General features: G+C 59.2%; 23 protein-coding genes. 12 read left to right on the top strand and 11 right to left on the bottom strand.

The window, feature by feature from the left end; all coding sequences use genetic code 11:
- The first annotated feature begins 211 nt into the window (after nt 1-211).
- The 8 genes from FFH90_RS18775 (at nt 212) to FFH90_RS18810 (ending at nt 9,655) form a co-directional block, all read left to right on the top strand.
- Nucleotides 212-1,888: an MFS transporter gene (locus FFH90_RS18775; protein WP_111455093.1), complete on the top strand. Its 1,677-nt coding sequence runs from the start codon at nt 212-214 to the stop codon at nt 1,886-1,888.
- A gap of 379 nt (nt 1,889-2,267) precedes the next feature.
- A complete protein-coding gene (locus FFH90_RS18780; RefSeq protein WP_111455094.1) occupies nt 2,268-2,630 on the top strand; it encodes a DUF6124 family protein in 363 nt (120 codons plus the stop codon).
- 243 nt (nt 2,631-2,873) lie between these two features.
- A complete protein-coding gene (locus FFH90_RS18785) occupies nt 2,874-4,247 on the top strand; it encodes a glutamine synthetase family protein (RefSeq protein WP_018930083.1) in 1,374 nt (457 codons plus the stop codon).
- 7 nt (nt 4,248-4,254) lie between these two features.
- Nucleotides 4,255-5,646 carry an aldehyde dehydrogenase family protein gene (locus FFH90_RS18790; protein ID WP_138867829.1) on the top strand — a complete coding sequence of 464 codons (1,392 nt, stop codon included), beginning with the start codon at nt 4,255-4,257 and terminating at the stop codon, nt 5,644-5,646.
- A 3-nt stretch (nt 5,647-5,649) separates the two neighbouring features.
- Nucleotides 5,650-6,810, top strand: a complete 1,161-nt coding sequence (locus FFH90_RS18795; RefSeq protein WP_111455096.1) for an iron-containing alcohol dehydrogenase — start codon at nt 5,650-5,652, stop codon at nt 6,808-6,810.
- A gap of 158 nt (nt 6,811-6,968) precedes the next feature.
- Nucleotides 6,969-7,184 (top strand): hypothetical protein, encoded by a 216-nt coding sequence (locus FFH90_RS18800; protein ID WP_138867830.1) that lies wholly within the window; start codon nt 6,969-6,971, stop codon nt 7,182-7,184.
- A gap of 212 nt (nt 7,185-7,396) precedes the next feature.
- Nucleotides 7,397-9,112, top strand: coding sequence for an amidase (locus FFH90_RS18805; RefSeq protein WP_138867831.1), 1,716 nt, complete (start codon nt 7,397-7,399; stop codon nt 9,110-9,112).
- Nucleotides 9,113-9,382: 270 nt separating this feature from the next.
- A complete protein-coding gene (locus FFH90_RS18810; protein ID WP_086944886.1) occupies nt 9,383-9,655 on the top strand; it encodes a DUF2790 domain-containing protein in 273 nt (90 codons plus the stop codon).
- A 52-nt stretch (nt 9,656-9,707) separates the two neighbouring features.
- Here the strand turns inward: FFH90_RS18810 and FFH90_RS18815 are convergent, their stop codons facing one another.
- The 5 genes from FFH90_RS18815 to FFH90_RS18835 form a co-directional block, all read right to left on the bottom strand.
- Complete coding sequence (locus tag FFH90_RS18815; protein WP_138867832.1) at nt 9,708-10,652, bottom strand: LysR family transcriptional regulator; 945 nt, start codon at nt 10,650-10,652, stop codon at nt 9,708-9,710.
- Nucleotides 10,653-10,718: 66 nt separating this feature from the next.
- Nucleotides 10,719-11,669, bottom strand: a complete 951-nt coding sequence (locus FFH90_RS18820) for an aldo/keto reductase (protein ID WP_138867833.1) — start codon at nt 11,667-11,669, stop codon at nt 10,719-10,721.
- 31 nt (nt 11,670-11,700) lie between these two features.
- Complete coding sequence (locus FFH90_RS18825; RefSeq protein WP_138867834.1) at nt 11,701-13,191, bottom strand: efflux transporter outer membrane subunit; 1,491 nt, start codon at nt 13,189-13,191, stop codon at nt 11,701-11,703.
- Nucleotides 13,192-13,210: 19 nt separating this feature from the next.
- On the bottom strand, nt 13,211-14,695 hold the full coding sequence (locus FFH90_RS18830) for a DHA2 family efflux MFS transporter permease subunit (protein WP_138867835.1): 1,485 nt from the start codon (nt 14,693-14,695) through the stop codon (nt 13,211-13,213).
- Entirely contained in the window at nt 14,695-15,822 is a 1,128-nt protein-coding gene (locus FFH90_RS18835; protein WP_018930073.1) for an HlyD family secretion protein, read from the bottom strand. Before FFH90_RS18835 ends, FFH90_RS18830 begins: the two co-directional genes overlap by 1 nt.
- Before the next feature lie 260 nt (nt 15,823-16,082).
- Between FFH90_RS18835 and FFH90_RS18840 the strand changes: the two genes are divergently transcribed.
- Nucleotides 16,083-16,709: a TetR/AcrR family transcriptional regulator gene (locus FFH90_RS18840; protein ID WP_019580237.1), complete on the top strand. Its 627-nt coding sequence runs from the start codon at nt 16,083-16,085 to the stop codon at nt 16,707-16,709.
- An 8-nt stretch (nt 16,710-16,717) separates the two neighbouring features.
- A complete protein-coding gene (gene mug, locus FFH90_RS18845; RefSeq protein WP_138867836.1) occupies nt 16,718-17,257 on the top strand; it encodes a G/U mismatch-specific DNA glycosylase in 540 nt (179 codons plus the stop codon).
- On the opposite strand, the gene FFH90_RS18850 is transcribed toward mug, so the two are convergent.
- Together FFH90_RS18850 and FFH90_RS18855 are read right to left on the bottom strand one after the other, a co-directional pair.
- Nucleotides 17,169-18,200 (bottom strand): helix-turn-helix domain-containing GNAT family N-acetyltransferase, encoded by a 1,032-nt coding sequence (locus tag FFH90_RS18850; RefSeq protein WP_086944893.1) that lies wholly within the window; start codon nt 18,198-18,200, stop codon nt 17,169-17,171. The genes mug and FFH90_RS18850 overlap by 89 nt on opposite strands.
- A 47-nt stretch (nt 18,201-18,247) precedes the next feature.
- Complete coding sequence (locus FFH90_RS18855) at nt 18,248-19,153, bottom strand: LysR family transcriptional regulator (RefSeq protein WP_138867837.1); 906 nt, start codon at nt 19,151-19,153, stop codon at nt 18,248-18,250.
- Between the two features lie 108 nt (nt 19,154-19,261).
- On the opposite strand from FFH90_RS18855, the gene FFH90_RS18860 reads away from it, so the two are divergent.
- Complete coding sequence (locus FFH90_RS18860) at nt 19,262-20,500, top strand: SGNH/GDSL hydrolase family protein (protein ID WP_138867838.1); 1,239 nt, start codon at nt 19,262-19,264, stop codon at nt 20,498-20,500.
- A gap of 125 nt (nt 20,501-20,625) precedes the next feature.
- Nucleotides 20,626-22,167, top strand: coding sequence for a sensor domain-containing diguanylate cyclase (locus tag FFH90_RS18865; RefSeq protein ID WP_168206173.1), 1,542 nt, complete (start codon nt 20,626-20,628; stop codon nt 22,165-22,167).
- 45 nt (nt 22,168-22,212) lie between these two features.
- Here FFH90_RS18865 and FFH90_RS18870 read toward each other — a convergent pair whose 3' ends face one another.
- Genes FFH90_RS18870 through FFH90_RS18885 form a run of 4 tightly spaced genes read right to left on the bottom strand, consistent with a single transcriptional unit; the run spans nt 22,213 to nt 25,783 of the window.
- Nucleotides 22,213-23,052, bottom strand: a complete 840-nt coding sequence (locus FFH90_RS18870) for a sugar phosphate isomerase/epimerase (protein WP_138867839.1) — start codon at nt 23,050-23,052, stop codon at nt 22,213-22,215.
- 1 nt (nt 23,053) lies between these two features.
- Nucleotides 23,054-24,295, bottom strand: coding sequence for an NAD(P)/FAD-dependent oxidoreductase (locus FFH90_RS18875; protein WP_138867840.1), 1,242 nt, complete (start codon nt 24,293-24,295; stop codon nt 23,054-23,056).
- 18 nt (nt 24,296-24,313) lie between these two features.
- A complete protein-coding gene (locus FFH90_RS18880; protein WP_019648621.1) occupies nt 24,314-24,634 on the bottom strand; it encodes a MocE family 2Fe-2S type ferredoxin in 321 nt (106 codons plus the stop codon).
- 36 nt (nt 24,635-24,670) lie between these two features.
- Nucleotides 24,671-25,783: a fatty acid desaturase family protein gene (locus tag FFH90_RS18885; protein ID WP_138867841.1), complete on the bottom strand. Its 1,113-nt coding sequence runs from the start codon at nt 25,781-25,783 to the stop codon at nt 24,671-24,673.
- Between the last annotated feature and the right edge of the window lie 54 nt (nt 25,784-25,837).

Consider the following 25,837-nt stretch of genomic DNA (forward strand, 5'->3'; position numbering starts at 1 on the left):
CCGGAGGGAGTGGCCATCGCCGGGCACGTTGGCGAGTGGATATCTGCGCGAAGCCGATTATGCTTCAAGAAACCATGCAGCAATGCGAGGCCGTCAGCCTGTTCCTCTGCTTCGCGCAATTGGTAATCCGACGACATCAGCCCTAGGGCCTGGGTGCGGCAAAATTGATGAGGTACTCCGGCCTTCAACAAGAGCAAGACGGAGAAGACTCATGGCCGCGATTGACACTACAGCCACGGGCAGCACGCCCAACCGAGGGATCACCAAGGAGGAACGCAAGGTTATTTTCGCCTCGTCCCTGGGCACCGTGTTCGAGTGGTATGACTTCTATCTTTACGGCTCCCTCGCGGCGATCATCGCCAAGCACTTCTTCGCGGGCGTCAATGAAACAACCTCCTTCATCTTTGCGCTGCTCGCGTTCGCCGCAGGCTTCGCCGTGCGCCCCTTCGGCGCCATCGTGTTCGGCCGACTGGGCGACATGATCGGGCGCAAGCACACCTTTCTCATCACCATTGTGATCATGGGTGTCTCCACCGCTGTCGTGGGTTTTCTACCCGGTTACGCGACCATCGGGGTGGCGGCACCGGTCATCCTGATCACCCTGCGTCTGCTGCAAGGTCTGGCCCTGGGCGGTGAATACGGCGGCGCGGCGACCTACGTGGCCGAGCATGCGCCGAAAGGCAAGCGCGGCTACTTCACTTCGTGGATTCAGACCACCGCGACCCTCGGTCTGTTTCTTTCGCTGCTGGTGATCCTCGCCTGCCGCACCCTCCTCGGCACCGAAGCCTTCGAGACCTGGGGCTGGCGGATTCCCTTCCTGGTGTCGATCCTGTTGCTGATTGTCTCGGTGTACATCCGCTTGCAACTCAGCGAGTCACCGGTGTTCTTGAAGATGAAGGAAGAAGGCAAGTCCTCCAAGGCGCCGCTGACCGAATCCTTCGCCCGCTGGGAAAACCTCAAGATAGTGATCATGGCTTTGCTCGGCGGCACCGCCGGCCAGGCCGTGGTCTGGTACACCGGGCAGTTCTATGCGCTGTTCTTCCTGCTGCAGACGCTGAAGATCGACCCGCAGACCGCCAACTTTTTGATTGCCGGCTCGCTGCTGATCGGCACGCCGTTTTTCGTCGTGTTCGGCAGCCTGTCCGACCGCATCGGCCGCAAGGGCATCATCATGGCCGGGTGCATCCTCGCCGCCGTGACCTACTTCCCGATCTTCCATGCGTTGACCGAGTTCGGTAACCCCGACGTGTTCGCCGCGCAGGCGAAGAATCCGGTCACGGTGGTCGCCGATCCCACCCAGTGTTCGTTCCAGTTCGACCCGGTGGGCAAGGCCAAATTCACCAGTTCCTGTGACCTCGCCAAGACTGTGCTGGCGAAGAAGGCCATCCCCTACAAAAACGAGAAAGCCGCGCCTGGCGCCGTCGCGCAGGTGCGCATCGGTGACAAGGTCATCCCGAGTTTCGAAGGCACCGGCATGCCGGCCGCTGACTTCAAGACCCGCAACGACGCCTTCGTCGCCACCCTCGGCACCGCCCTCAAGGACGCCGGCTACCCCGAGAAGGCCGACCCGGCCAAGACCAACTACCCGATGGTGTTGCTGCTCCTGACCATCCTGGTGATCTACGTGACCATGGTCTACGGCCCGATCGCTGCCTGGCTGGTGGAGCTCTTCCCGGCGCGCATCCGCTACACCTCGATGTCGCTGCCCTACCACATCGGCAATGGCTGGTTCGGCGGCTTCCTGCCCACGGTGGCGTTCGCCATGGTCGCGGCCACGGGTGATATCTACTACGGGCTGTGGTACCCGATCGTGATCGCGGTGATGACGGCCATCCTTGGTACTTTCTTCCTGCCGGAAACCAAGGATCGGGAGATTCATCACACGTAAGCGTTCAGGGCATACACCAACGGTGTTTAAGCCGAGTGTTTAAAGACACCCGGTGTTACTTCATCAAGGCTACAGCGCCTTGCGTCGTTGCCTACGACTGCGCCAGAATCCGCCGGCTTGTGCGCTTTGGGCTCGGGTTTTATCGTTTCCCGGTCACTGAAAAACAGTGATCGGGTTTGGTAGCCCGGTGTTTCCAGGCGCATAGCGCCACCTTTTACAGAGGTTGTTTTTCATCTCTGTTTTTATGGTGGCCATGCGTAGGGCTCCTTCGGGCGCGCCGGGTTCCTGGACCGGTCTACCAACCTGTGCATGGCCGCCACCCTTCGTTTGGTAGCAAAGGGTGATGGCTCCTCAAATAGTTTTTCCAGGAGTTTCATCCATGTTCAAACCTACACCCAATCCGCCTGCCACAGACCCGACATCCCCCTACGAATCCCTCGATTCAAAAAAACTCCACGAAGCCGCCGAGCGCGCCCTCGACCACTACCTCAACCCCGCCGCCCAAATCATGGCCACCACCCACGAACCCGAGCCCATGTACTTCGCCAACCCGAAGTACAACACCGAAGCCCTGCTGGCCAACGCCAGCGAAACACTCGGCTCGGCCACCCTCATGCTCAACAATTTCGCAGCGTTGCTGGAGACCTCACATCGCAAGACCCTGCTGGGCATTGCGCAAGTGGTCATGCTCGGTGAACTGGCGGTGAACCAGGCACTGGATCACGTGGAACCGAAGGAATAATCGACAGGTTCTTTGGCGAGGCGGTAGCGCCTCGCCACATTCAACACCACCCCCGCCAAGACGTCAGCAACAGACAAACCTCACCAGCCTCCGCTCACCGAAACTTGCGCACAGCAACTGTAGGCTAAGCTTTCAACAGCTTATTGCTCACGATGCTCGCGTCTGCAGGTTTGGGTTTTTTCTGGAGAGCGTCTGCAACAGCTATTTCAGACAGGTCCAGATCATTCACGCAGGACTGACGCGATGACCGAGCCCCTTCTCAGTTTCGAAGCACTTAAACGCGCCGCTGCCGCCGGCGAGATCGATACCGTGCTGGTGTGCATGGTCGATATGCAGGGGCGACTGGTCGGCAAGCGCTTCCAGGTCGAGTTTTTCATCGACAGCGGCCACGAAGAAACCCACTGCTGCAATTACCTGCTGGCCGACGACATCGACATGGAGCCGGTGCCGGGTTACGCCGCTGCCAGTTGGAGCAAAGGCTATGGCGACTTTGTGCTCAAACCCGACATGTCCACGTTACGGCGTGTGCCGTGGCTGGAATGCACGGCGCTGGTGCTCTGCGATGTGCTCGATCATCACCATAGAAAAGACCTGCCCCACAGCCCGCGAGCGATCCTGAAAAAACAGGTCGAGCGCCTGCGCGAGCGCGGCTATACCGGCATGTTCGCCTCTGAGCTGGAGTTCTATCTGTTCGATGAGAGCTATGAGGCGATCCACGAGCGCAATTACCACCAGCCGAAGACCGCCGGCCATTACATCGAGGACTACAACATCCTGCAGACCACCCGCGAGGAACCGGTGTTGCGGGCGATTCGCAAGCACCTGCAGGCATCCGGCATTCCCGTGGAAAACTCCAAGGGCGAATGGGGGCCGGGGCAGGAAGAAATCAACATCCGTTATGCCGATGCCATGACCATGGCCGACCACCACGTCATCATCAAGCACGCCTGCAAAGAGATCGCGCAACTACAAGGCAAGGCGATCACCTTCATGGCCAAGTGGCGCTATGACGCCGCCGGTTCCAGCAGCCACATCCATAATTCGTTGTGGGACAAGCATGCGAAAAAGCCGCTGTTCTTCGACCCCAAGGCCGAGTTCGGCATGTCGAAACTGATGCGCTCGTGGGTGGCCGGGCAGCTCAAATACGCTAACGACATCACCTGTTTTCTGGCGCCCTACATCAATTCGTACAAGCGCTTTCAGGCCGGCACCTTCGCGCCAACGCGGGCGGTCTGGAGCCGGGACAATCGCACTGCCGGCTTTCGTTTGTGCGCCGAGGGCAGCAAATCCATCCGCATCGAATGCCGCATCGGCGGTGCCGACCTCAACCCCTATCTGGCCTTCGCCGCGTTGATCGCCGCAGGCCTGGCCGGGATCGACGAGAAGCTCGAACTCGCGGCACCGTTCGAGGGCGATGCCTATGTCGATGAACATTTGCCTGAAGTGTCGAAAACCCTGCGCGAGGCCTGCGCCGCCCTCAAGGCGTCGAGCATGTTGCGCGAGGCGTTCGGTGATGAAGTGATCGACCACTACGTGCACACCGCCGACTGGGAACAGAAAGAGTACGACCGACGGATAACCGACTGGGAACTGCAGCGCGGCTTCGAGCGCTATTGAGCACGCCATGACTGAGACCGTTCAACTTATCTCCCCGGTCGATGGCCGGGTCTATGCGGAACGCCGCCGTGCCGATGCGGTACAGATCGAGCAAGCCCTGACGGCGGCCGAAACCGCCCAGGCGCAATGGAAACGCCGACCACTGAGCGAACGCGCCGCGTTTTGCAGCACTGCCGTGGACGCGATGCTGGCGATGAAGGATGAGATCGTGCCGGAACTGGCCTGGCAGATGGGCCGCCCGATACGCTTCGGCGCTGGCGAACTGCGCGGTTTCGAAGAACGTGCCCGGCATATGATCGCCATTGCGCCTGAAGCGTTGGCAGCGATAGAGCCCACGCCTGTTGCGGGTTTTCGGCGCTATATCAAACGCGAGCCGCTGGGTACGGTGCTGGTCGTCGCGCCGTGGAATTATCCGTATCTGACGGCGGTGAATACGATCATCCCGGCGCTGATGGCGGGCAACAGCGTGATCCTCAAACACGCCACTCAAACGCTGCTGGTCGGGGAGCGTTTCGCTGAAGCCTTTCGCCGCGCCCATCTGCCCGAAGGCCTGTTCCATAACCTGCTGCTCAGTCATGTCTATGCGGCGGCGATCATTACCTCCGGACGGGTGCAGCAGGTGAACTTCACCGGTTCTGTCAGCGGCGGCGAGGCCATGGAGCACGCGGCCGTCGGAGGTTTCCTCAGCGTGGGGCTGGAGCTTGGCGGCAAAGACCCGGCCTACGTCCGGGCAGACGCCAACCTTGAGCATGCGGTGGAAAACCTGGTGGACGGCAGCTTCTTCAACTCCGGGCAGAGCTGCTGCGCCGTCGAACGGATTTATGTCGATGAAAAAATCTACCCGGCCTTTGTCGAACGCTTCGCTGCCCTGACCCGCCAATACGTGCTGGGCAACCCGCTGGACGAAGCCACCACCCTCGGGCCAATGGTCACACCGGGCGCCGCTGAGTTCGTTCGCAAGCAGATCGCCGATGCCCAGGCACAAGGGGCCAGGGCGCTGATCGATCCAAAGGACTTCGCTGCCGGCCCGCCGGGCAGCGCCTACCTCGCGCCGCAGGTGTTGGTGGACGTTACCCATCAAATGGCGGTGATGCGCGAGGAAAGCTTCGGCCCGGTGGTGGGCATCATGCCGGTGGCCAGCGACGACGAAGCCATCGCCTTGATGAACGACAGCGAGTTCGGGCTCAGCGCCTCGATCTGGACGCAAGACCTGGCCGCCGCCGAACGCATCGGCAACGAGATCGCTACCGGCACCGTGTTCATGAACCGCTGCGATTACCTGGACCCGGCCCTGGCCTGGACCGGGGTGAAGAACAGTGGGCGCGGCGTAACGTTGTCGCGCCTGGGCTATGAACACCTGACCCGAGCCAAATCCTTCCACTTGCGCCACGAGATTTGAGCCATGAGCCTGACCGCGAACTGGAACTACCCCACGAGCATTCGCTTCGGTGTCGGCCGTATCGCCGAACTGGCGGAAGTCTGCCGCAGCCAAGGTATCCAGCGACCGTTGCTGGTCACCGACAGCGGCCTGGCACGTGCCCCGATCACCACCGCGGCGCTGGAATCCTTGCGCGCCGCCGGCCTCGGTGTCGCGTTGTTCTGCGACCTCAAGCCCAACCCCGTTGAAGCCAACCTGGCCGGTGGGCTCGATGCCTGGCGCGCCGGCAACCATGACGGCGTGGTGGCGTTCGGCGGTGGCAGCGGCCTGGACATGGGCAAGCTCATTGCGTTCATGAGCGGCCAGACCCGACCGGTGTGGGATTTCGAAGACATCGGCGACTACTGGACACGCGCCGACGAAAGCCGTATTGCCCCGATCATCGCGGTGCCGACCACGGCGGGCACCGGTTCCGAGGTCGGTCGTGCGGCGGTGATCATTGACGAGCGCACGCACACCAAACGCATCATTTTCCATCCGAAGATGATGCCGCGGGTGGTCATCAGCGACCCCGCCCTTACCGTCGGCATGCCGGCCAAGGTCACCGCCGGCACCGGCATGGACGCGTTTTCCCATTGCCTGGAATCGTACTGCGCTCCCGGCTTTCATCCCATGGCCGAAGGCATTGCGGTGGAAGGCATGCGCCTGGTGGCCAATGCCCTGGTGCGGGCAGTGCACACGCCTTCCGACCTCGACGCGCGCGCGCAAATGCTGGCGGCGGCGGCGATGGGCGCCACCGCATTCCAGAAAGGTCTGGGAGGCATGCACGCGCTCTCGCATCCGGTGGGCGCCCTGTATGACACCCACCACGGCATGACCAATGCCACGTTCATGCCCTATGTGCTGAAGTTCAATCGCCCGGCCATCGAGGAGCGCATCACCCGTCTGGCGGCGTATCTGCGCCTGCCCTCCCCGGGCTTCGACAGTTTTATGGCCTTCGTCCTCAAACTGCGCAAGGACATCGGCGTACCGCATACGCTGGTGGAGCTGGGGGTGGATGATCAGCAGGCCGACCTGATCGCGGATATGGCGATTGTCGACCCCTGCGCTGGCGGTAATCCGCTGCCATTGACACGAAATGGCGCGGCCGAAATTTTCGAAGCGGCTTACCACGGCCGTCTTTAGAGCTCAGCAATCTGCCTTTTTGGGTACACATCACACTTATGTGATTTTGATATCAGCGCCATCAAGCTTCTGGTATCCATTGGGCTGGCATACCGGAAAAATCTCGAACTCAGACCGTATCGCTGAATCCAATGTGTAGGCCAACGGAGGTAAGCGAAATGAACAATGATGACCGTGTCAACGACGTCGAATCAGAAACAACCTCGAACACCCCACCCACCGATCCGTCTGATGAACCCATCGATGTGGTCGACACAGAGCTTGAGGACAGCAACGTTGAAGATGCCACTGCGACTCGAACCCAGAAGCAGGAAGCTGAAGAGCTCCGTCGAAAAATAGCCGAGATAGAACGCAAGGTGGCGGATGGCAACTAGGCAAATACCCTTCACGCAGCCTCATCGGTTTCAGAGCGCAGAGGTGTTCGGCGAATGACAGAGGGCCATGAGTTCTCCGATACTGTCGCGTAATGCAGTGCAACGAGAACCGATATGAACCCCCATTTTGAGAGAAATGATGTCTCTGAGCCCAAAATCCAGCGCGATGGAAAGATTCACAGCGCCCCCCATCAACAGCCGGTGGTAACAGCATGATCGAGGTCACCGAGGTTTCCATTGCCGAGCTGCGTGCTGCGCTCGAATCCGGCCGGACCACGGCGGTTGAGCTTGTGCAGGCCTATCTCGCCCGGATCGACGCCTACGACGGCGCCGACACGCCCACCGCCCTCAACGCGGTGGTGGTGCGCAACCCCGATGCGCTCAAGGAAGCGCAGGCGTCCGATGCTCGTCGGGACAGGGGCGAGACGCTGGGGCCGCTCGATGGCATCCCCTACACGGCCAAGGACAGTTATCTGGTGAAGGGGCTGACCGCCGCTTCTGGAAGTCCCGCCTTCGCCAACCTGATCGCTCATCGCGATGCGTTCACCATCGAACGGCTTCGCGCCGCCGGGGCGATCTGCCTGGGCAAGACCAATATGCCGCCAATGGCCAACGGCGGGATGCAGCGCGGGGTGTATGGCCGTGCCGAGAGTCCGTACAACGCCGACTACCTCACCGCCCCTTTCGCATCAGGCTCTTCGAACGGCGCCGGTACCGCAACCGCCGCCAGTTTCTCGGCATTTGGCTTGGCGGAAGAAACCTGGTCGAGCGGACGTGGCCCTGCCTCGAACAATGGCCTGTGCGCCTATACGCCTTCGCGTGGGGTGATCTCGGTGCGCGGCAACTGGCCGTTGACGCCGACGATGGACGTGGTCGTGCCGTTCGCCCGGACGATGGCGGACCTGCTCGAGGTGCTCGATGTGGTGGTGGCCGATGATCCCGACACACGCGGTGATCTATGGCGGATGCAACCTTGGGTGCCAATTCCGAGTGTCGCTTCGGTGCGCCCCGCTTCCTACGGATCGCTGGCCGCGAAAAGCGATGCGCTGAAAGGAAAGCGCTTCGGCGTGCCTCGTATGTACATCAACGCCGATCCCGACGCGGGCACCAGCGATGCGCCTGGCATCGGTGGGCCGACGGGCCAGCGCATCAACACCCGCCCTTCCGTGATCGGGCTCTGGGAGCAGGCGCGCAAGGCACTCGAAGCGGCCGGTGCTGAAGTGCTCGAGGTCGATTTCCCGCTGGTTTCCAATTGCGAGGGCGATCGTCCTGGCGCACCGACGGTGTTTAACCGGGGCCTGGTGTCCAAAGAGTTCCTGCACCATGAGTTGTGGGATCTGACGGCTTGGGCGTTCGATGATTTTCTGCGAGCCAACGGCGATCCAAAACTCAATCGCCTGGTCGACGTGAACGGGCCGCTGATTTTCCCCCACGACCCGGGGACGCTGCCCAACCGCGAGGGCGATCTTGCCGCGGGCATGGACGAGTATGTACGGATGGCCGAACGCGGTATTACGCCGTGGGATCAGATCGACACGCTGCCGGATGGATTGCGGGGGCTGGAACAGACCCGTCGAATCGATCTGGAGGAATGGATGGATCGGCTGGGGCTCGACGCGGTGATCTTTCCGACGGTAGCCGACGTTGGGCCGGCGAATGCCGATGTCGATCCGAAGTCTGCGGACATCGCGTGGAGTAACGGGGTATGGGTTGCCAACGGCAATCTCGCCATCCGCCACCTGGGCGTTCCAACAGTCACGGTGCCGATGGGCGTCATGCCGGACATCGGCATGCCTGTCGGGCTGACATTTGCCGGTCGCGCCTATGACGATTCAACGCTGCTTCGCCTGGCTTCGGCGTTCGAGTCGACGGGGACGAAACGCTTGATCCCACCGCGCACCCCGCCCTTGTCGGGTAGCCAAAAATAGAAAGATCGCAGGTTCCTGCAGAGGTTGAGTACACCCGTACCCATGCCCTGTAGGAGCCTGCGATCTTTGGGCCATTCATGCGAATTCCGGCAACAGTGTTTGTCCAGTCGGCTGCTATTTGAAAGAAGTTCAAACACCTAACATCGTCTCTACCCAGTGAGCCAATAGCGTCAGTATCCATTAGCTCACGAGGTAGCCACTCGAAAAACCGAGATGAGTTTTACGATCATCTCGGCCCCAGAGTAAACCTTGGACGATACGGTGAAGATAATGAAAACTTTAAAAATTGCGGTTCTTCTGGCACTTGCCGGTATAGGCGCACACGCCTTTGCAGACGATGGCCATTCAATTAACGCGACCAGCAAAACACCTGTTGAGATCTACACGTACGAAACGAAGCTCGACATTAAGAAAGTCATTTACCTCTCAGAGATTCCGGACGAGTGCAAACCGGTTCCGGTGCAAATGACCTATGAAGACTCTCACAATCAACGGCATATCATGCAATATCAAGTGATGGGCACTGGATGTTCAAACGGTTGAGTACCGTGCGGACGATGGAGGGTCGACACTCCATGCCTGTGGTGCAACCCACTCAATAACTGATATTTTTTCCCGAACCTACGATTTTTTCATCGGATGCCAACATGCCCGGGATGTGATGTTTAAGAAACTCCACCCAAGTCTTTGTCTTCGCATCCACGAATTTTCGTGATGGGTATATTGCAAATAGATTCAACTCTTCAAGCCGATACTCCGGCAGCACGCGCACTAACGTGCCGGCCCTGAGACCATTGACCGCAGAAGCAATCGGCTGAATACCGATGCCCATCCCGTTTGTTATCGCAACGGTCATTCCATCAGCCGTATTGATGTGAAAGGGAGACAATGGGACGTTGATTGACTCCACGCCTTCAGGCCCCTCAAATGCCCAGTGTTCAACCGGCATTACCGTATTAACAATCCTCAAGCAATCATGTGTACCAAGAGAACCCGGAGAATCCGGGATTCCGCGTTTCTTCAGATAAGCAGGCGAAGCGCAGAGAATGCTGTAAGTGATGCCAAGCCGCTGAGCGACAAACCCTGAATCGGGCAGATCCCGCGCTAAAACAATCGACATGTCATACCCTTCCTCGAGCAAGTCAGGTAGCCGATTGGTCAGCGTCAAATCAAACATGACCGAGGGATGAGTCTCTCTGTATTTGGCAATGGCATCGATCACGTAATGATTACCGATGGCTGACATGGCGTGAATTTTCAGCCTGCCCACGGGTTGGGTGTGAGCGGTCCCTGCTTCCTCCTCGGCTTCACGTACCTCGTCAAGAATCCTCTCGCATCGTTGCAAATAGCGTGCACCCGCTTCGGTCAGCGCCAGGCGTCGGGTGGTGCGGTTAATCAGACGGGTTTGAAGCCGGGCCTCCAGACTGGAAACGGCTTTGGAGACGTTGGTTGTCGTGGTGTCCAATAGCTCGGCTGCCGCGGTAAAACTGCCGCTCTGGGCAACAGCCATGAAAAACCGCATGGTTTGGAAAACGTCCATCGTTTTCACCTCAAGGCCGTGGATAACAGGGGCGGCCTTACAGCAGGCCGCCCTCCTCGTCACGTGTCACTTTTTCCGTGGAATAAATCCAGGCACACCGGTTTCCACGACCGAGTTGAATCGTACCCTGGTCGTAATATCTTCCTTGATCTCAAGCATCGCCCTGTGCGGCAGGGTGGAGATATCCAGGTTTTCCTTGATATGACTTGGTGTAGCGGACGTGGTCAAAAAAGCAACGCCCCGTTGTACAGACCAGGCCAATGCCACTTGAGCCGGAGTCTTCTGCAAGCGCTTGGCGATCCCTGTAATCACCGAATCTTCCAACACTTTCGGCTCCATGCCATGGCCCAGTGGCGCGAACGCCAGGAGGACGATTCCATGCTGTTTGCAGAACTCAAGCAGTTCCCATTCCGGCAGATAAGGGTGGGACTCGACCTGCACCACGGCAGGTTTGATCCGGGCCACTGCCACAATCTCTTTTAACGCTTCCAACGTGATATCAGACAAGCCGATGGACTTGCAGCGGCCTTCATCCACCAGGCGTTCGAGTGCTCTCCAGGTCTCGATCAGTGTCACGCCGGAGTCGTAGATGACGCGACCCTGTTCGTCTCTCGGGTCCTGATTCTCACCGGGTTGAAAGGCAAACGGCGTATGGATCAGGTAGCAGTCGATAGAGTCCACTTGGAGGCGGCGGCAGCTGGCCTCGAAGGCAGGTTTGACTCGCTCGGGACGATGGTTGGTGTTCCACAGTTTAGTGGTAATGAACACGTCCTCCCGGCGGATCTTGCCCGCCTCCAGCATCTCTTTTATCGCAGCGCCGACACTCTCCTCATTGCGATAGCGCTCTGCACAATCGAAATGGCGAAAGCCCGCTTCCAAGGCGTCCTTGACCGCTTGTGTGGTGACGCTGAGATCACTGAACAGCGTGCCAAACCCAACGGCCGGCATTTCACCTGAGCCGTGGTTCAGCGCAAACCGGGTATCGCGAAGTGCATCGTGAAAAGCTTCGTAAGACATCTCTTGACTCCAATGTTCGGGGCCGTAGCCGTTATTGATACGAAGGGTTATGTGCTTCGCGACTGGCAATCCGTTGCTCAAACGCGCCGACGGAATTACCGCCGAGGGCTACATACAGTTGCACCGTGTCGAGATACTGCGCGGTCTTCACCCGAATTTGCCCCAGCAACGCTTGCTCATAGGCTCGTTCCGCTTCCAGTACCTGGAGAATGCTGTTCTCGCCTTGCGCATAGGCTTGCTGGTTCAACCGAAAACTGGTTTCTGCAGCGCGTAACGCGTCTTCCTGCGCCAGGTTTTGCTCGGCGTCATGGTTGATCGCCTGCAACGAGTCCGCGACCTGACCGAACGACTGAATGACCGTCTGCTGATAACCGGCGAGCGTCGCCTTGTAGCCGTCGACGGCAGCCTGACGTTCAGCCTTGAGCGTTCCGCCGTCGAAGATCGGCCCCGCCAACCCTGCAGCCAAACCCCAGAGCGCGGCACCGCCATTGCCGGAAGCGGCCTGTACCAACGAGGCGGACAGCGTTACATGGGGATAGAGGTTCGCGGTCGCGACACCGACTGCCGCGCTGGCCATGTGCAGCTCGGCCTCAGCTTGCAGGACGTCCGGTCGGCCGTGTGCCATTTCCGAAGGCACACTCACCGGCACGTTGGCCGGCAATACGAACTCGGCAAAATCGAAGTCCGGCGCGATCCAGTCGCCAGGGCCCTTGCCGGTGAGAATCGACAGCGCATGGCGCGCGGCATCACGCTGCTGAGCGAGGGGCGGCAGCAGTGTGCGGTCCTGGGCGAGCCGGGTCTCGGCCAGCGAAACGTCGATCTGCGTGGTGACGCCGCTGGCATGTGCCCTGCGCACCAGGTCGAGGTTCTTGGCGTCATTGGCGAGCAGCTTTTCGACGGCTGCCATCTGCGCGTTGGCAGACGCCACCAACAATGCCTGGCTGGCGACATTCCCCGTCAGGGTCAGGTACGCCGCTTCGTATCGATGCTTCTGAAGATCGGCAAACGCTTGCTGCTGCTCGACCCGCCGCTTGTTACCGCCGAACGCATCAAGGTCGAAACCGACCCGCGGCCCGATCGCGTAGAAATTGGAGATCGAAGGTTCTTTCGCGTTGTGTACCCGCTGACGACCCGCCTGGGCGCCAAAGTCGACCTGCGGATAAAGCGCCCCCTCCGCCGCCGCGACGGACGACGCCGCTTGCCGGATCGTTGCATCCGCCGCCACGAGCTCAAGATTGCCCTCGATGGCGCGACGCACAACCTGGTCGAGCTTCTGCGAATGGAAGGCCGTCCACCAGTCACCGCTGACCTTTTGGCCAAGGTTGATGTGTTGCCCGCCAGGCTGGTTGCCGCCCTGGCCGAGACGCTGCTCGGCCTGTCGGTCGTAGTGCTGCGACAGGCTCGGCGGCTGCATTTGATAGTCGGGGCCGACGGTGCAGGCCGTCAGGAACGCAAGAACCGACACCGCACCGAACGTGGTTTTTAACGTCTGTCTGTTGATGAAGCGTGCATTGGATTTCATTGGGCAAACTCCACGAAAACTAGTTGGTCGGAACGGGCTTGCGAAGAAAGACAACCAGTGGACTGACCACCAGCATCGCCACCATCAACAGCTTGAATTGGTCGACCACCGCGATAAAAGCCGCCTGGCCGGTGATCATTTCATTGAGCCCCGCCAGTGCTTGCAGGGACATCGGCGCGGCATGCGCAGCGGTGCGATAAGGCGTCAGATGGCTGACCAGTGCCAGGTGCATCGCTTGCGTATTGTTGAAGAAGAAAATCTGCACGATCGCAACGCCGAGGGTGCTCCCGTAAACACGCGACAGATTGAAAAAACCAGTGCCTTCCGGGCGTAACTTGGGATCGAGCGTGCTGAACGCGATCTTGGTGAGCGACGGCATCAAGATGCCGATGCCAATCCCCTGTATCGCCCCGGCAATCGCCACCGGCGACCAGTCCATCAACGGCGAATAACCGAGCATCAGCCAGTTGGCATAAATCACCACGGCCACGCCAATCGCCACGAACCACCGACGGTCGAAACGCTCGGGAACACGCCCCATCAGCAGGAACGCCCCTACCAGCCCCACACCGCGCGGTATCGTCAGCGAACCTGTCGTATCAGGCGGATAGCCGAGGATCTCGTCCAGCATCGGCGACGTCAGTGCCATGGTCGACAACAGCACGAAACCCACGGCGAAAAAGATAATCGTCGACAGTACGAAGTTGCGGTCCTTGAACAGACGCTTGTTGAGGAAATGCACCTTCTCGCTCAACAGATGCACGGCGAACAGATACAGCCCCAACGCGCAGCCCGCCGCCTCCAGCCAGATTTCGGTCGAGGCAAACCAGTCAAGGCGTTCGCCGCGGTCGAGCAACATTTGCAGGCTGATCAACGCCAGCGTGAAGCTGCCGAAGCCGAAGAAATCGAACGACGGACGTTGCTCGGCCTTCTTCTCGGCAAGCAAAAGCGCCATCACCAGGAAGATGAATGCCGACAACGGAAGGCTGATGTAGAAGATCGGCCGCCAGCCAAAATGCTCGCTGACCCAACCACCGATGCTCGGGCCGCTGACGATTCCGAAGAGCACGATTGCCGTCCATGTCGCGCCAAATTTCGCACGCTTCTCCAGTGGCAACGTCTCCATTGAAATCGCCATCGACAGCGGCGCCAGCACGCCACTCGCCAGGCCCTGGATAATCCGCGCACCGACGAACTCCAGCGGAGTCGTCGCAACCGTGGCGAGCAGCAAGCCAAGAACGAAGAAGGCCAGCGCGGCCTGATAAACCCGCTTCAAGCCATAACGCCCGGCCAGCCACTGCGCAACCGGCATGGTGATGGCGCTCGCCGCCAGGTACGAGGTGAATACCCAGCCTGCCTGGTCGTCAGTCATCGACAGGCCACCTTGGATAAACCTGAGTACTGCATTGGGCAACGGCAGGTTCGCCGACTGCATATAGGTCGCGAGCAGCGCGGCGAACCTCAATGTTCCCGCACCTTGAGGCCCGATAGAATTGGCGTTCATCAGAAGTTACCTGCGGTTAACAGCGCCTTGAGCGGATGCCACCATGGCGTGTGATACCCGGTATCGACCTTGACCGTGGCGCTGGTGCCCGAAAAAAGCGGAAACGCAGGGTCGGCCTCGTCGAGTTCAAGGCGCACCGGTACCCGCTGGACAACCTTGACCCAGTTGCCGGTGGCATTTTCAGGCGGCAGCAAGGCGAAGTCCGATCCGGCACCGGGGCTCATGCTGGTCACGTGGGCTTTGAAAACGTGATCGGGATAAGTATCGATGCTGATGGTTGCTTCCTGGCCTGGACGCATGTGGGTCACCTGCGTCTCGCGGAAGTTGGCCTCGACCCAAATCTGCCGATCGGACAGCAGCGCAAAGGCCGGTGCACCGTTGCTGACGTAGTTGCCAACCTGCAGATCGTCGACCTTGGCCACGATGCCATCGTCCGGCGCATATACCGTCGTGTACGAGAGGTAGAGTTGCGCCTCGTCCAGCTGCGCCCTCGCTTCACGAACCGTCGGGTGGTTATCGGCTTCGATGTCTGGATTACCGTTCAACGCGACAACCGTGCTGGCGATCTGTTGTTCGATCGACGCGATGCGTTGCCGGGCAACTTTGAGGTCGGTGTCGGCGCGCTCGTAAATCGCCCGCGAGACGAACTCGGTAGCGACCAGCGCTTTCTTGCGGGCAAACTCGCGCTGATCGAAATCGGCCGACTCTTTGGCCGATTGCAGTTCAGCCTGCTGCTGGCGGTAACCGGCCTTGAGCCCATCGATGCGCAGCCGCGCCACGCTCAGCTGTGCTTGCGCACGGTCAACCGCGATCTGGAACGGTTTCGGGTCGATCCGAAACAGCATCTGGCCTTTGTGAACCGGTTGGTTGTCCTCGACGGCGATTTCGACGACTTGTCCGGAAATACGCGCGTTGATCGACGCCTTCGCCACTCGAGCGTAGGCGTTATCGGTCGAAATGAACGCCTCGCCTGCTTGATAGCGGGCATAGCCCAGCGCTGCGAAGAGCACCGGCAAACCGACAATCAACAAGGGCCGAAATTTCTGCTTGAACGGTTTTTTGATGGGCGCGTCAGGCCTTGCGTGCTCGAAGGTCTGCGTAGCCGGGATGTCGAACTGTTTAGTCATGATCGAATACACCTTTAACCGGGAAATCGGGCCAGCACCTGCGAGAATCGCCTGCGGCCCTGATGGCAAAAATTGCTGTGAGAAAGCAAACCCGTGCACGGTCAGGGAGGATCGCTCCACCGCACCGGTTTCGTCGCCGCAACACCCAGTTCGAGCTCAGCTACAACAAACCTGACGTTCAGGAACTTCTGGTTCCTTAATTTTGTGCGATGATGTAAGAATATAGAGCAGTCCATCCCCACACAAGGATTTTGTACGACATGGCACAAAAAAAGATTACAGAGGGCAAAGGCCGAGGCCGCCCCCGCGCATATGACCCGCAGACAGCGCTGCAACAGGCACTTGGGGTTTTCTGGAGCACTGGATATTCCGGCGCTTCCCTGGACAGCATCGCCACCGCCGCCGGCATGAATCGCCCAAGCCTCTATGCGGCATTCGGTGACAAGCACGCGCTCTACATCAAGGCGCTTGAGCAGTATTGGGAGTCTGCCTCCGCTGCCATGCAGGAGGCGCTTACGGACAAAGACCTGACTTTGGAGCAGGCGCTAATGGGCTTCTATGAGGGACAGTTGTCGATCTACTTCTCGGGCGAGGGGCAACCGCGTGGCTGCTTTGCGATCGGCACGGCGACGACCGAAGCCGTCGAGGATTCTGCAATACGAGAGGTTCTTGCGGACCGGCTCAGCCGGCTCGATGCCGATCTCGAAACACGTCTGCGCGCGGCAGTCAGCGCCGGTGAGTTGAAAGACGATGTCGACCCAGCCGCCCTCGCCGTACTCGCCTCATCCCTGTTGCATAGCATTTCGATACGGGCGCGAGCGGGCAAATCCCGCGCGGAATTGACGGAGCTTGCCCGCAATGCGGTCAACGTGATTTGCGGTGTGTGAGGTGTAGGGTGGGTGAAGGACTCGAAGACATTCTCACCGAACGGCTTGCGGTGATTTTTTGTGGCATTAATCCGGGCGTGACTGCCGCCGCCCTGGGCCATCATTTTGCGGGTCGAGGCAATCGCTTCTGGCGCACACTCCATCTCGCCGGTTTTACGCCTACAGAGGTGCCCCCGGAAAACGACCAGACGATCTTGCAGTATCAATGTGGATTAACCGCAGTGGTTGAACGGCCTACGGCGCGAGCGGATCAGCTGTCCGTGCATGAATTCACCGCTGCCGCTGCGGATTTTGAACAAAAGATCGCACACTATGCGCCACGCTTTGTGGCGTTTCTCGGCAAAGCTGCGTACAGCGCGTTGTCCGGTCAACGGGACATCGCGTGGGGGCTTCAGTCAAAAACTTTTGGTGATGCCTCGGTCTGGGTCCTGCCCAATCCCAGCGGGCGAAATCGCGCGTTCACGCAAGATCAATTGGTGGATGCGTATCGCCAACTCCATTTAGCGGCCCAGCAACCGGGCCAGGTCGCACAAAACACTGTTCGATAACCGTCGCCCCCCACTGCTGGCCCTCTTGCTCCTGTTCCAACTTGAAGCCAAAGTCTTCATACAGTTTACGAGCCACATCCAGGCCTTTGAACGTCCACAACCGCGTCGCGCAAAAGCCCTGTTCGTCACAGAATTTCATGGCTTCAGCCAACAAGCGTTTGCCTGCGCCTTTGCCTCGCGCCGAGTCATCCAGAATGAAACAGCGCAGAATCGCTTCGCCGCCCTCGCCTTCACCGTCTATGGCGATGGAACCGACAATTCGCTGGCCATCCAACGCCACCCAAACTTCGTTGCGTGGATTGTGCAAACGCCCCATCAACTCCGCCATGTCCGATGCAACCAGGCTTTCGAACGGCTGGCCGAAATTCGAATGCCGTGCGTAGTAGTCGGCATGCATTTGCACCATGCGGCCGATGATTCCGGGCCGGTAGCCCCGAGCGATCTCCAGCTGCGCGGGTGGCTGCGGCGCTGTACCGAGTCGATGAGCTTGCAGTGCGCCGGCATAGTTGGCGATGCCCTCACTCACCGCTTGTTGTTGCTCATTCGTCAGATAAACCAAGGCAGCGTCCACCTGTTGCCTGGCGAACGAATCAATGGCTCGCAGGGTTTTCTTGCCCTGTGCCGTGAGTCGCAGTTTCTTGGAGCGCGCATCCTCCTCGTGTGGAATTTCTTCGATCTCGCCGGCCTCAATGAGCTTGCGCACCATCCGGCTCACAGTGGATTTTTCCAGGCCGAGCAGCTCCACAAGTTCCCCTGCTGTCAGCGCCCCCCGATCTCCAATCTCCACGATCGTGTGAACAAACGAAGGCGAATAGTCCGTCGCCGCCAGCGTGGTTTGCATGAACCCCAACTCGCGCACCATGAGGCGCGATGCTGAACGGACTTGGTTGATCAGGTCTGACTGGGTACGGGTCACGGCAAGCACCTCGAACAGAATGTGCATTTAGTTGTATAACACAACCAAATACCCGTCAAATCAAGGGTGCTCCGTCAAGGCAAGAAACCAGGCAACTGCCCTACCCGTTCGGCCAGATACTGCATCAATAAACGCGTGCGCAGCGGGCGGTAGCGGCGTTCGGGATAGATCAGAAAAGCGTCGTTCGGTGGGCCGCTCCAGTCGGGCAGCACCCGGACCAACTGCCCGTTTTCAAGCAGGTCGCTGACCAGCCAGGCCGGCGTGATACACAGCCCCGCACCCTGCAGAAGACCGTCGCGAATGGCCAATGAGCTGTTGGTTCGATAGCGCCCCTGAGTCGTGACACTGATTTGCTCACCATGGGGGCCGTTGAGCTCCAGACGGTCGCCCGCGGTCAACCACGCAAAACGCAGGAAGTTGTGCTCGCTCAAGTCCGTCGGGCTGTTCAATGGGGAATGGTTGCGCAGGTATTCCGGTGCGGCCACCAGATAGCGCGGTGAAGTCGCTATGCGTCGGGCAACGGCGTTCGGCGGCAGGCTGCCCCCCAGGCGCAGGGCCAGGTCGACGTTTTCCTCAGTGAGATCGACGAAACGATCATTGAGGATCAGTTCAACTTCAATGGCCGGGTACTGCGCCATGAACGACAACAGCAACGCATTCAACCGCAACACACCGAGGCTGACCGGAACGTTGACGCGCAGAAAACCTTCGGGGCGTTCGGTCAGACCACGCACATCCGCAACGGCCTCTCCGTACTCTTCCAGCACGCCTTTGGCACGCTCATAGAAACGCTTTCCCTGTTCGGTAGGTGTCAATCCGCTGGTGCCACGAATCAACAAACGGGCTCCCAATTGCTTTTCCAGCGCCGCGACCAGTTTGCTGACGGTGGGCTGAGTGCTGCCTAACTCACGCGCGGCAGATGACAGGCTTCCGAGCTCAATGGCGCGGACAAAACAATGCATCGCTCTAAGACTGTCCATGGGCATTCGATTCTGGAATGGGCTGTATGCAGTTTCCCCTTCTACCACACGCATTTTGAATAGACCAATCTGGCCTTCTTGATCCATTCCCCCCAAGGAGATACCTGGATGAAAGCCTTTCACTCGAGAATACCGTTGCCTCTTGCCTTGACTGCCCTGCTTGCCGCAAGCCCTGTCATGGCGGCGGAAAACTGGGTCACCACCTGGATGGCCAGCCCTCAACCCACCTGGGGCAACGAACTGCCACTGCCCACGCGAATTCCGGAAGCGCTGACCGATAGCACCCTTCACCAGAGGGTGCGCATCAGCAGCGGCGGAAGCCGGGTACGGGTGGTGGTTTCCAACGAATATGGCAAGCGACCGCTGGTCATCGGTGCCGCGCGTATCGCCTTCGCTGAGGGCGTCGATCAGATTCGCGCAGGCTCCGGGCACACGCTGAAGTTCAGTGATCAGGAACAGGTCACCCTCGCCGCGGGTGAAACGCGGATCAGTGATCCGATAGAACTGGCAGTGCCGGCGCTCAGTGAGCTGGCGATCTCTCTTTATCTGCCGCAGCACACGCCGTTGACGACCTTCCACTGGGATGGCAAACAAACCGCATTTATCACCCCTGGCAAACATGTCGATGCTCAGCGACTGGAAGGCAGCGAGCAGGTGGAGGCGCGGCTGTTTCTCAGCGACATCCTGGTGGATGCACCGCTCGACACCCGTGCCCTTGTGGTGCTCGGCGACTCGATTACCGATGGCAATGGCTCGACCCTGGACAGCAATCGACGCTGGCCGGACTTCCTCGCTCAACGCTTGGCCGCGCAGAGGCTCGCGGTGCTCAACGCTGGGATATCCGGGGCTCGCCTGCTCGAAGATGGCATGGGTGTCAGTGCACTGGCGCGTTTCAAGCGCGATGTGCTGGGCAAGCCCGGAGTAAAAACGGTGATTGTGATGCTCGGCATCAATGACATCAGTTGGCCGGGCTCCTCCTTCGCTCCGAACGAACGCCTGCCAGCCAAGGAACAGTTGATCGCGGGCTATCGGCAACTGATCGATCAAGCGCGCCTGAACAACATTCGCATCATTGGAACAACCCTGATGCCGGTCGAAGGCGCCCTGGATGGAACGATCGTGAAGAACTATCACAGCGCCGAGAAAGAACAACTGCGCCAGGCCATTAATGACTGGATACGTAGCAGCCACGCATTCGATTCCGTGATCGACTTCGATCTAATGACCCGCGACCCTGAACACCCAAGTCGCTTACTGCCGACTATCGACTCCGGCGACCACTTGCATCCCGGCGATACCGGCAACAAGGCGATGGCCGAGAATATCGACCTGAAAACGCTGATCTAGTCGTTTGAAACAAAACGCGAAAAACCATATGGATCTTGAATTGCCCAAGTTCGAGAATGACATGAACTGTTGGCACCGATGGAGATCAGCAGATAATGTAGTCGAAATTCATCCCAGGGGGTTTTGTGGAAAACCGCTCCGAAGACAATACCCGCCACTCCCCTTTGCAGCCGAGAAGACTGCCGGCAACAGCGATCTCCGTCGTGTTCATGGCTTTAGTCACCCTCTCGATACTGAGTATTTACTGGCTTCAAGCCGCCCAAAGTAAAGCCTATGAACTCTCACAAGCAAAACTGGTATCAGGCAATTTGACGTGGTCGATGGCCCAACAAGCGACTGACACGTTTGATGAAGCCAACCTGATCCTGGATGAACTGATCGACAGAATAAAAGACAACCCAAGTGCCCAACAGCTCGATAAAACGCAAAAACTGCTTAAGCGCAGAGTCTTTACCACCGAACAGTTGCACGGCCTTTTTTACTATGATGAAAACGGCAACTGGATCCTGACTTCGTTCGATTCGAAACCTGAAGCGCCCAACAATGCCGATCGTGATTACTTCATCTTTCACAAAAACAACGTAACCCTGTCGCCTCGCATCGGCCGGGCCATCCGCAGCCGCACGACCGGCGAATGGATTATTCCTCTTTCCCGACGAATCAACGATAGCGAGGGCCATTTTAAGGGTGTCGTGCTGGCCACGATCAAAATGGCCTACTTTGACAAGTTCTTCTCAACGTTCTCCATTGACCGCAAAGGCGCCATTTTCCTGGCCCTTCCCGACGGAACGATAATCGCCAGGCGGCCATTTGCTGAAGAGTTCATCGGTGCGTCGCTAGCCAAAGGGGAAATATTTTCCATCTATTTACCCAAGTCTCCGGCTGATACCGTCATGATCAAATCGATTATCGACGGCGTTGATCGACTCTTCGGCTACAGGTTGCTTCAAAAATATCCGCTGGTCGTCGCTGCCGCCAATTCACGGGAAGCCATTTTTGCCGAGTGGAAAACCGGAACAATCAAGATGGCATTGATGATTGGCGCAGTGCTGCTGGTCAACCTTCTTGTCGGCCTCTTGCTCATCAAGAAAATACGTTACGGCGTCTCGGTAGAGAATCATTTGAAGCAGACCCGGGCTGCCCTGGAAAAACTGGTATTGCAAGATGCCCTCACCGGACTTGCAAACCGACGCCACCTCGAAAACAGCTTGCAACAGGAATGGCTTCGCGCGGTAAGACATCACTCTCCGATCAGTTTGATAATGCTCGACATTGATTATTTCAAAAGCTTCAACGATCAATACGGGCACATTGCCGGCGACCATTGCATCGCTTCCGTAGCGCAGGCAATCGCACAATGCATTCACAGGCCATCGGATTTAGCCGCGCGGTACGGTGGCGAAGAGTTTGCGGTATTACTACCCGATACAGATGCCGAAGGTGCCTACTCCATTGCCGAAGACATCAGGCTCGCGGTGCTGAACCTTGCTATTGCACACGATGGCAACCTGGCCAGGCGGGTGACCGTCAGCTTGGGGGTTTATGCCTGCGTACCGGAGACTGCCGAATATAAGCAGCTGCTGACACAGGCGGACTCGGCACTGTACCGGGCGAAACGCTCAGGCCGGAATCAGACTGCCTGCTTGTCTTTGATCGAGGCCGGATAAGGCTGTAGGAGCGAGCACCGCTCCCTCCTACAGGGTTTTCGTCGCTCAGCAAGACCGCTCCCGACACTCATCCCAGACCTCACGCATCAATTCCTTAAGCATCAACGCCTCGGCCCAGCGGTCGGTGATGTCGCGTCCGTCGGCCCCGGTGATGGCATAGGGTGGCGGGCCGAGTTCACAGGTGAAGGACAGGCTGCTGGGCGTGTCCGGTCGGGCCAGCCAGTTCTCGATCCCATAGCGCCACCAGCCCAGGAAACGCTCCAGCCAAGGTCGATGCTGGGCGAAACTCAAAGGCACCTGGACCTGTTCGCTGTTGGCGACACGGCCGTGAAACCCCCAACTATTGCGCAGAATGGTCTGGATCAGTTCGTCGTCTTCGGCCGCGGCCGGCTCCGGCAGTTCGCGGCCCACGACATAGTGGGACAAGTCGGCCAACAGTTTGAGATCGGGCATTTGCGCGAGAATGTCGAGGGTGAACAACAGGTCACTGGTGAGGCGATAACGGTGGGTTTCCAGCAGGATCGGAAAGTCCACCTGCTCGGCCAGTCGCTGCCACCCCTCGATCAACTGGATGGCTTGCGCCAGCGTGCGTGGCCGAACGTCGGCTTGCAGCGTGAGATGGTGGCAGCCGTAGCGGGACGCGACGTCGATCGCTGCCGCCAGATCATCCACGGTGCGGGGGAACACCTGACCTTCGATTTGCAGGCCCTGCGCCTTGGCGGCGGCATGCAAGCGTGCGGCATGGTTCGCCACCCAGAAATGGTCAGTGATTCCGTCGAAACCGGCGGCAGCGATTTTCTCCAGTTGCGCTTCCAACGCAAGTTCGCATTGGCCATGGTGATCTTGCATGGCCCAAAGGGACTGGAAGACCAGGAATTCACGCATGTCAGTTCCTCAGCAGTTGTTTGAGCGATACTTCGGCGTCGGCCAGAGCCTCTACCGAGAGGGGGTTATGCGAAGCGATCAGTCGTTCGCACAACTTGATGTCCTTGGCGACGCTATTGCCCCGGCCCCAGCCGCAAGCACCTTGCAAACGCTGCTCAGCATCGAGGTAGAACAGCAGGAAACCGCCGCCCGGGGTTGTCCGGCTCGCCGTGGGTTCTGTGTTTGCGATCACACCCACGGTCTGCAATCCCCAGTCGTACTGGTCGGACCAGAAACCGGGAATGATTTCGAAAGGCAGCTCGCCGCCCAGCAGATTCAGGGCGGCGTGGCGGCCCTGGGTTTCGGCGTTGCGCCAGGTTTCCTGACGCTGGAAACCGCCTTGCGGGTGCAGCCGAAATTCACAGACATCCCCCGCCGCAAAGATGTCCGGCGCGCTGGTGCGCAATTGGGCATCGACGCGAATGCCTTGGCCGACCTCAAGCCCGGCAGCCATGGCCAACTCGGTGTTGGGTTGCATGCCGATGCCTACCACCACCAGATCACAGGGCAGCAGTTGGCCGTCGACCAGTTGCACGGATTCAACATGAGTAGTGCCCTGCACTGCTTCAATGGCCACGTTCAGTCGGACATCCACGCCCTGGCTGCGATGCAATTCCAACAGAACGCTGGACAACCGTCCCGGCAACACCCGTCCCGCCAGGCGCGGCCCGGCTTCGAGCAAGGTCACCGCGCAACCCAAGGCTCGGGCGGTGGCTGCGACTTCGAGGCCGATGAAGCCACCGCCGATGATCACCAGTCGGGTGTCGGGCCGCAACGAAGCGCGCAGTGCCAGTGCCTCGTCATGGCTACGCAGATAAAGCACATTGCGCAGATGCTCGGGCACACAGGCAAGCTTGCGCGAGCACCCTCCCGTCGCCAGCAACAGCCGGGCGTAATGCAGCCAGCTGCCGTCGGCCAATTGCAGACGATGCCGTTGCGGATCCAGGCCTTTTACCGGGTTACCGGCCAGGTGTTCGATGCCCAGTTCAGCGAGCCGAGCGCTATCGCACAGGCTGTAGCCCGCCAGATCGACCGTGCCCTGCAGCAACCCTTTGGACAGCGGCGGACGTTCATAAGGCGGGTGAAACTCGTCGCCTATCAGGATCAGGCGACCGCTATAACCTTCGTCGCGCAGGGTCAGGGCCGCGCGGCCACCGGCATGCCCGGCGCCAACAATGACCAGTGGAGCATTGGCAGGACTCATGGCACAGACTCCGTGCAGTTAAACCGTGATGGCGAGCAACACACGCCCCGCCTCGACCCGGACTTCATAGGTCTTGAGGTTGACGCACACCGGTGCGCCGAGGGCTTTGCCGGAGCGGTAGTCGAAACGCCCGTTGTGTTTGGGGCACTCGATGACGTGCTCCATCACCAGGCCATCGGCGAGGTGAATGGACTCGTGGGTGCATAGGCCCGCCGTGGCGAAAAACTCGCTGTCGGCGGAGCGGTAGACGGCATAGGTGTGCGGGCCATGGTCGAAACGAATGACGTCTTCTTCGTTGATATCGCCCACGGCACATACATCGATCCATTGATCGGTCATGGCGTTTTCTCTGGTAGTGGTACAGACAGGAAGGTGTCAGGCCGGCGTTACTTCAGGCTCTGCCTGGACGGTGGCGGCCGATGCTGCGCGTTGTGGCAAAGGACGACAGACGAAATGGCTCGGGTCTTTGCGCTGCCTCCAGATAGTCGGGATGATTTCCTTGAAGGCCTCGGACAGGCTGCCGTAAGGCGGCGGGCAGTCGCGGCGGATCTCTTCGTGAAGCTGCGCCAGCGCATGAAAAGGCACCATCGGATACATGTGATGTTCCAGGTGATAGTTCATGTCGAGGTACAGGAAACGCAGCAGTCGGTTCATGTAAATCGTGCGGCAGTTGCTGCGGTGATCGAGTACGTCTTCCGCCAGGCCGACGTGCTGCGAAAGGCCGAACAGGTAGGACAACCAACCGCCATAGAGGGTCGGCAGACCGATAAACATCAGCGGCAACCAGCTCTGCAGAAAAAGCGCCGTGCCCACGGTAAGCCCATAGATAGCCAGCCAGACGCGCGCGTCTCGCGCCACTTTGGGCCATTCGGATTCGGGGATGAAGGTCTGCTCTTCTTCACCCATCCGCCCGACTGCATGCCGGCAAACTGACCCCATCGTCTTCAACGCGTAAGGCATTCTGAACAGACTCAGCACCATCATGATCAGACTCGGTGGACGCGGCTCGACGATTTCCGGATCGCGACCAACGATGATGGTGTCGGTGTGATGCCGCGCATGGCTCCAGCGCCAGACCTGGGGTTCAAACATGAACATGAAGCTCGACAGCTGGTAGACCGCATCATTCATCCAGCGGGTCTTGAATGCCGTACCGTGACCCGTTTCGTGCCAACGGGCATTGGACGCGGTGCCATAGAGCAGCCCATAGACGAAGAAGAACGGAACGCAGGCCCAGGAGCCCCAGAACCAGTAGCCACCGAAGCCGGTCACAGCCATCGCCGACAGCCAGATGGCGGTATCACGCAGGGCCGGGCCATCGCGACGCTGCATCAATTCTTTCATGCGTTTGCGGGAGATGGGCGATTGGTACCACGTTGCCGATACCAAACCTTTTTGCGCCGCTCGGGCGGCTTCGGGACCGGTCAATCGATAATCCCTTGGCACGGGTTTATCGGTTTTTTCAAAGGCTGCGTTGTGTTCGGGCATTTTATTGTTCTCCGCAAGCTTGATGGTTTAAGCACTTGCTTTCGATGCGGGATG

Origin of the sequence: Pseudomonas sp. ATCC 43928, assembly GCF_005938665.2 — a bacterium.
Classification (GTDB): domain Bacteria; phylum Pseudomonadota; class Gammaproteobacteria; order Pseudomonadales; family Pseudomonadaceae; genus Aquipseudomonas.